The sequence below is a fragment of the Mesorhizobium sp. M7A.F.Ca.CA.003.01.2.1 genome (assembly GCF_003998945.1).
GTDB classification, from domain to species: Bacteria; Pseudomonadota; Alphaproteobacteria; order Rhizobiales; family Rhizobiaceae; genus Mesorhizobium; species Mesorhizobium ciceri.
Window position 1 is genome coordinate 1 of record NZ_RZRA01000219.1, and the last position, 6,608, is coordinate 6,608.

At 63.6% G+C, this 6,608-nt stretch carries 6 protein-coding genes and 1 pseudogene; 3 read left to right on the forward strand and 4 right to left on the reverse strand.

Going from position 1 to position 6,608, the window contains the following annotated elements:
- The 3 genes from EN969_RS11625 to betI all read right to left on the reverse strand — a co-directional run.
- Window positions 1-503 (reverse strand): pyridoxal-phosphate dependent enzyme (locus tag EN969_RS11625; protein ID WP_127419137.1); only part of this gene is annotated, 503 nt, incomplete at its 3' end.
- Window positions 503-2,032: a choline-sulfatase gene (betC, locus tag EN969_RS11630; RefSeq protein WP_063167696.1), complete on the reverse strand. Its 1,530-nt coding sequence runs from the start codon at window positions 2,030-2,032 to the stop codon at window positions 503-505. The genes EN969_RS11625 and betC, both read right to left, overlap by 1 nt.
- The gene (gene betI, locus EN969_RS11635; RefSeq protein WP_013532678.1) at window positions 2,029-2,619 is read right to left on the reverse strand and encodes a transcriptional regulator BetI; all 591 of its coding nucleotides are present in this window, start codon (window positions 2,617-2,619) and stop codon (window positions 2,029-2,031) included. Before betI ends, betC begins: the two co-directional genes overlap by 4 nt.
- A gap of 203 nt (window positions 2,620-2,822) precedes the next feature.
- Between betI and EN969_RS11640 the strand changes: the two genes are divergently transcribed.
- Window positions 2,823-3,989, forward strand: coding sequence for an acetyl-CoA acetyltransferase (locus tag EN969_RS11640; protein WP_013532677.1), 1,167 nt, complete (start codon window positions 2,823-2,825; stop codon window positions 3,987-3,989).
- A gap of 25 nt (window positions 3,990-4,014) precedes the next feature.
- Window positions 4,015-5,019: an asparaginase gene (locus tag EN969_RS11645; protein ID WP_013532676.1), complete on the forward strand. Its 1,005-nt coding sequence runs from the start codon at window positions 4,015-4,017 to the stop codon at window positions 5,017-5,019.
- Here the strand turns inward: EN969_RS11645 and EN969_RS11650 are convergent.
- Window positions 5,012-6,388: a TIGR03808 family TAT-translocated repetitive protein gene (locus tag EN969_RS11650; protein WP_013532675.1), complete on the reverse strand. Its 1,377-nt coding sequence runs from the start codon at window positions 6,386-6,388 to the stop codon at window positions 5,012-5,014. The genes EN969_RS11645 and EN969_RS11650 overlap by 8 nt on opposite strands.
- 121 nt (window positions 6,389-6,509) lie before the next feature.
- Between EN969_RS11650 and EN969_RS35980 the strand changes: the two are divergent.
- Window positions 6,510-6,608: pseudogene (locus tag EN969_RS35980) on the forward strand (transcription elongation factor); the annotation flags it as partial.

Sequence of the window (6,608 nt, forward strand, 5' to 3'; positions counted from 1 at the left end):
GCGCCCGCCTGGCCGGCGACGATCTCCGGATCGTCGAATGGATGCAGCAGCGCCAGGCCCTCTGTCTCGGCGATCTCGCGCGCCTTGGCGGCGGCGACTTCCTCCCGCGCGCGCTCGCCATGGTCGGTCAGCACGACGCGGGCGCCATAGCCCGCCGTGGCATCACGCTTGGCGGCCGGTGCGTCGATCGGCATGACGATGGTGACGGGAACGCCAAGCGCCTGGCCGGCAGCCGCCAGCCCTTGCGCGAAATTGCCGGAGGAGTAGGCGACGACGCCCTTCTTCGCTTCGTCAACTGAAAGCTGCTTCAGGCGCCAATAGGCGCCGCGCACCTTGAATGAGCCGGCCCATTGCAGCGATTCCGGCTTGATGAAGACGCGGGCGGCGCCGGTCTCGCGGGCTAGTGCCGTCGATTCCAGCAGCGGCGTGATCTGCGTCGCCCTGGAGGTGACGGCATAGGCCTGCTTGAGATGGTCAAGGGAGGGGACGAGAAGGTCTGACATCATTCGCCTCGCGGATACCGTTTGCTCTCTTCGAGATTGTCGAGGTTCATGTGATTGCGCATGTAACGCTCGGACGCCTTTTGCAGGGGTTGGAAATCCCAGGGGTAATAGGCGCCGTTGCGCAGCGCCGGATAGACGACCCAGCGGCGCGCCTGGCTTTCGCGGACAGCGGCGTCGAAGCCGGCCATGTCCCAGCGTGTCTGGACCTTGTCCATGAATGCCGCCACCAGGCCCGCATTGGCCGCGTCGTCGGCCAGATTGTCCCGTTCGAGCGGATCGGCTTCGAGATCGAACAGTTGCGGCGGATCGAGCTCGCAATGGACGAATTTGTATCTGCCGTCGCGGATCGCCACCAAAGGCGCATTGGACCCTTCGGCGGCATACTCCATCAACACCGGCGCGGTGCGCTCGATGCCCTCGGTGAGCGGCAGCAGCGACTGGCCGTCGGTCCACGGCGCGATCGCAGCGATGTCGATGCCGGCGAGATCGCAAAGCGTCGGCGCCACGTCGAGATTGGAGACCGGCGTCTCGATCAGCCCGGCGCGAACGCCCTTGCCGGCAATCATCAGCGGCACCCGCGCCGAACCCTCGAAGAAGCTCATCTTGAACCACAGGCCGCGCTCGCCGAGCATGTCGCCGTGATCCGAGCAGAACAGGATGATTGTGTCGTCCGCCATGCGTGTACGCTCGAGAACGTCCAGGATCTCGCCCAGCTTGTCGTCGACATAGGAGATGTTGGCGAAATAGCCCTGCCGCGAACGACGCACCTGCTCCGGTGTGATCTCGAAAGAGGGATAGTCGCTGGCGTGGTACAGCCGCCGGGAATGCGTATCCTGCTGGTCATACGCGATGAACCCGGTTTCCGGGTCCAGCGCCCGGCAATGCTCATAGAGATCCCAATACTGCTTGCGCGCGACATAGGGATCGTGCGGATGCGACAGCGAGACAGTGAGGCACCAAGGCCGATGGTTCGCATCGTCCTGTTCGCGCGAAAGCTGATAGAGCTTCTGCGTGGCCAGGAACACGACCTCGTCGTCATACTCCATCTGGTTGGTGATCTCGGCGACGCCTGCACCGGTCACCGAGCCCAGATTGTGATACCACCAGTCGATACGCTCGCCGGGCTTGCGGTAATCCGGCGTCCAGCCGAAATCGGCTGGATAAATGTCGGTCGTCAGCCGCTCCTCGAAACCATGCAACTGGTCCGGCCCAACGAAATGCATCTTGCCCGACAGGCAGGTGTAGTAGCCGGCGGCGCGCAAATGATGGGCAAAGGTCGGGATCGATGAGGCGAATTCGGCGGCATTGTCATAGACGCCGGTGCGCGACGGCAATTGCCCGCTCATGAACGAGGCACGGCCCGGCGCGCAGAGCGGCGAGGCCGTGTAGTTGTTGGCAAAGCGCGCCGAACGCGCGGCCAACGCTTTCAGATGCGGTGTATGCAGAAACTCCGCCGGTCCGTCCGGAAACAGGGTTCCGTTGAGCTGGTCGACCATGACGATCAGGAAATTGGTTCGCTTCATTGTCACTGTTTGCGCCGCTCGCCAAGTTTGGTTTCGAGATAGTCCTCGACCAGCGCGATCGCGGTCGCGGCATCGGGCACGCCGTCTTTCAGCGCCCGCCTGATGTAGAGCCCGTCGATCATCGCCGCGGTCGCTTCGGCGGCGCGGTCGGCTTCGGCTCTGGGCAAGATCCCGGTCAGCCCGCTCATCAGGTTCGAGTGCAGCCGCCGCGCGTAGACCTTGAGCAGCCGGCGCAAGGCCGATGATTTCTGCGCCTCGACATAGAAGGCGAGCCAGGCGGCGATGGTTTCCGGCTGGAACTGGATGTCGGAGAAATTGACAGCGACCACCGCCGAGACCCTTTCGCGCGCGCTATTGGCCGAGCCAAGGGCGCGCAACGTATCGGCTGTAAGCTCCGCCAGTATGTGCCGCATCGTCGCCAAGAGCAGCTCGTCCTTGGCACCAAAATAATGATGGGCAAGGGCGGACGACACGCCGGCGCGTCCGGCGATCTCGGACATGGTCACGTCGAGCGAACCGCGCTCGCCGATCGCCGAGATCGTCGCGTCGATCAGCGCCTTGCGGCGCAGCGGTTCCATTCCGATTTTCGGCATCTCGCCATGATCCTTTGAGAGAACAGGATTATTTTTTATTGACGCGTCAATCAACAAAAAAATCGGCCGCGATCTCGGCTGTACCAAGCGATTGTACGCCTCCAGCCCTTCACGAAACCGGCACGATTGTTTATCTTTGAACAATAGATGCGAAATGCGCCGTGAGCCGACATGCCAGGCCGGCGCCAAGGATGGAGACCGCCATGACCGCATGCATCGTCGGATGGACGCATTCGCGCTTCGGCAAGCTTGAGGGCGAAACGCTCGAAAACCTCATCGTCAAGGTGGCAACGGACGCGCTCGACCATGCCGGCATCGGTCCCGACGAGGTCGACGAGATCGTGCTCGGCCACTTCAACGCCGGTTTTTCGGCGCAGGATTTCACCGCCAGTCTGGTGCTTCAGGCCGACGACCGGCTGCGCTTCAAGCCGGCGACGCGTGTCGAGAACGCTTGCGCCACCGGATCGGCGGCGGTCCGCCAAGGCATCCGCGCCATCGACGCGAATGCCGCTCGCATCGTGCTGGTGGTCGGCGCGGAGCAGATGACGACGACGCCGGGGCCGGAGATCGGCAAAAACCTGCTCAAGGCGTCCTATCTGCCCGAGGACGGCGAGACACCCGCGGGTTTCGCCGGCGTCTTCGGCAAGATCGCGCAGGCCTATTTCCAGCGTTATGGCGATCAGTCGGATGCGCTGGCCATGATTGCCGCCAAGAACCACAAGAACGGCGTCGACAATCCCTATGCGCAGATGCGCAAGGATTTCGGCTATGAGTTCTGCCGCCAAGAGAGCGAGAAGAACCCCTTCGTTGCCGGTCCTCTGAAGCGCACCGACTGCTCGCTGGTCTCCGACGGCGCCGCCGCCCTTATCCTTGCCGACACCGCCACGGCACTGAAGATGCGCCGTGCCGTTGCCTTCCGCGCCAACGAACATGTGCAGGATTTCCTGCCGATGTCGAAGCGCGACATTCTGACCTTCGAAGGCTGCGAGCAGGCCTGGAACCGGGCGCTGAAATCGGCCGGCGTGACGCTCGACGATCTGTCCTTCGTCGAAACGCATGACTGCTTCACCATTGCCGAACTGATCGAGTACGAGGCGATGGGCCTTGCCAAGCCGGGAGAGGGGGCGAAGCTGGCGTTGGACGGCACAACGGCCAAGGATGGTCGCCTGCCGGTCAATCCGTCCGGCGGGCTGAAGGCCAAGGGCCATCCGATCGGCGCCACTGGCGTGTCCATGCATGTCTTGACCGCCATGCAGCTTGTCGGTGAGGCCAGCGGCATCCAGGTGCCGGGCGCAAAACTGGGCGGCATCTTCAATATGGGCGGTGCGGCGGTCGCCAACTACGTTTCCATTCTCGACCGGATCAGATAAACCGCCCGCATTTGCGGGAGGTGACATGACAAATCCGGTTCTGATCGAAGTCTTGCGCGGCGCGATCGTCGAGAGCGCGCATCGCGGCTCAGTCGCGGTCTTCGATGGCGACGGCAAGCCCGTGTGGGAGATCGGCGATACGGCCAAGCCGGTGTTTCCGCGCTCGGCGGTCAAGGCGATCCAGGCCTTGCCGTTGGTCGAAAGCGGGGCGGCGGATGCCTATGGTTTCGGCAACCGCGAACTGGCGCTCGCCTGCGCCTCCCACTCGGGCGAGCCGGCACATGTCGACCTTGCGCGATCCATGCTGGCCAAGGCTGGGCTGGACGGATCGGCGCTCGAATGCGGCACGCATTGGCCATCCAATCATGACGCCGAGATTGCGCTCGCCCGCGCCGGCGGCTCGCCGAACGCCTTGCACAACAATTGTTCCGGCAAACATTCCGGCTTCCTCTGCACCTGCGTCCACGCCGGCATTGCGCATCGCGGCTATGTCAAGCCGGGACACGGCCTGCAGGACATGGTGCGCGACGCCATGCAGTCGGTGACGGGCGCTGTCCATGGTGAGGACCAGCGTGCCATCGACGGCTGTTCGATCCCGACCTACGCGGTGCCGCTCAGGAGCTTCGCGCTCGGCTTTGCCCGCATGGCCACGACATCAGGTTTTGGCCCAGAGCGAGCCAAGGCTGCAAAGCGGCTGCTTTCCGCCTGCATGGCCGAGCCCTTCTTCGTTTCCGGCAGCGGCCGCGAAGACGTCGCGTTGATGGAGGCCGCACCAGGGCGGATTTTCACGAAGGGCGGCGCCGAAGGCGTCCATTGTGCCGCAATTCCGGAACTTGGCCTCGGCATCGCACTCAAATGCGATGATGGCGCCGGCCGCGCCGGCGAAGCCATGGTTGCCGCCGTCCTTGCCAAACTGTTGCGTGCCGACGAGGCCTTGGCGGCGAAGCTGCTCGAATTGGCAAACACGCCCATCGAAAATCGCAACGGTGCCAAAGTCGGAGCGCTGAGGCCGACGGCAACTCTCAAGTGACGTGATTGCGCTCGACGGTCAGATGCGCGTAGCCGCTACCGTTTGACGAGGCGAGATCGCCTGTCGCGGGCTCCGCCCAGCGCTGGCCGACAACCGCACCGTTCAGCGCGCCGTCGATGACATTGTCTGAAATGACGGCCGTACCGGCGCCCTCGACCACGGATACGACGATCCCGGTTCCTGCCTTGCGGATGATGTTGCCGGTGGCGACGACATTGCGCAGGTACGGGCCCCAGCCGATCTGCATGCCATAGAGTGGCGCGTTCTCGATGACATTGTTGGAAACGGTGGTGTCGGCCTCAACGCCGATGCCGACGCCAAATCCCGGCGAGTCGGCGGGGTAGGGGCCGCTGGTCGACAGATTGCGCACGATGTTGCCGGAACAGACGCCCATGCGGCCGCCTTCGTTGAAATTGACGATCGAGATGCCGTTGGCGGCGCCGTCGACGATGTTGTTGCTGATGATGGCGCCTTCGAACGAGAACTCGGAATAGATCGCCGTTTCGCCAGAGCGCGAGCAGGTGTTGCCCGATATCTGCAGGTTGCTGGCGCTGTTGGCGCGGATGGCCGAGAAGGCGCAGTCCGAGACGATGTTGCCCGAGATGACGACATTGCCGGCGCGAAAGGCATTGATGCCGTTGCCGTTCTGCCCGGTTCCGCCGCTGCGTGCCTGGATCCCTTGGACGCGGTTGCCGGTGACCATGGTGCCGTCTTCGGCCACCTGCCAGCGGTGTACGAGGATGCCGCCATTGGCGCAGTCGGAAACGGTGTTGCCCGTGATGGCCAGCCCGCCGGCTTCGACCGAATAGATGCCGGCATCGGCGGCGCCCGATATCTCACAGCGCTCGATCCGGCCGATCGCGTGTTCCAGCGCCAGCCCGTTCTTGCCGCTGCCGGTGATCTGGCAATTGTCGATGGCGAGGTGCGCGACACGGCGAAGATCGAGCAGCCCTTGCGTGTAATCGCCCATCGCACGGTTCGCACCATCGAAGACCAGTCCGCTAAGTTCGATATGGTCGGCCTGTTCGGCCATGAACAGGTGGCCGTCACCGCCGTAAACGATGCGCGTCGCGCCCGGCACGCCGGAAAGACGTACGCGGCCGGGCAGCGAAAGATTGGAGACGACATAGGTGCCGGGCGGCAGGAACACCGGCATGTCGCGGCTGTTTGCGTCACGCAGCAGTTTGGCGAAGGCCTTGCTCTGATCGTCTGATGTGCCGGGCTGCACGCCGAGTTCGGTGGCATTGATCGAGCCGCGCATCGAGGCTTTCTCGATGCCGCTCAAGCTTGCGGCTACCGCCTTGCCGAGCGCAAGGCCCATGACGGCAAAGCCGGCGGTTCCAGTCAGCAGCGTTCGTCTGTTCAACATCGGCACAGAATCCCAGCGTTCAACCTTGGCGTCGCAGGAATCGTGCCAGACGGTTTGCCTCTCCTCTGGACGGAAACGACAATGGCTTGTCGAGCAGCCTCTGCGGGCCTAAGTTCAGGAAATGAGCAGAGCTTTCACCCGCGAGGAAGACAGCGAAAATGCCATCGCCGGTGTCGGTGAGCGGCCGGTCAGCCAGCATCGCAATCTGGTGACGGAACGC

What these genes read in the sequence shown, in the direction of transcription:
- betI (WP_013532678.1), bottom strand. Translation starts at nt 2,619, where the DNA reads ATGCCGAAAATCGGAATGGAACCGCTGCGCCGCAAGGCGCTGATCGAC.
- EN969_RS11645 (WP_013532676.1), top strand. Translation starts at nt 4,015, where the DNA reads ATGACAAATCCGGTTCTGATCGAAGTCTTGCGCGGCGCGATCGTCGAG.
- EN969_RS11640 (WP_013532677.1), top strand. Translation starts at nt 2,823, where the DNA reads ATGACCGCATGCATCGTCGGATGGACGCATTCGCGCTTCGGCAAGCTT.
- EN969_RS11650 (WP_013532675.1), bottom strand. Translation starts at nt 6,388, where the DNA reads ATGTTGAACAGACGAACGCTGCTGACTGGAACCGCCGGCTTTGCCGTC.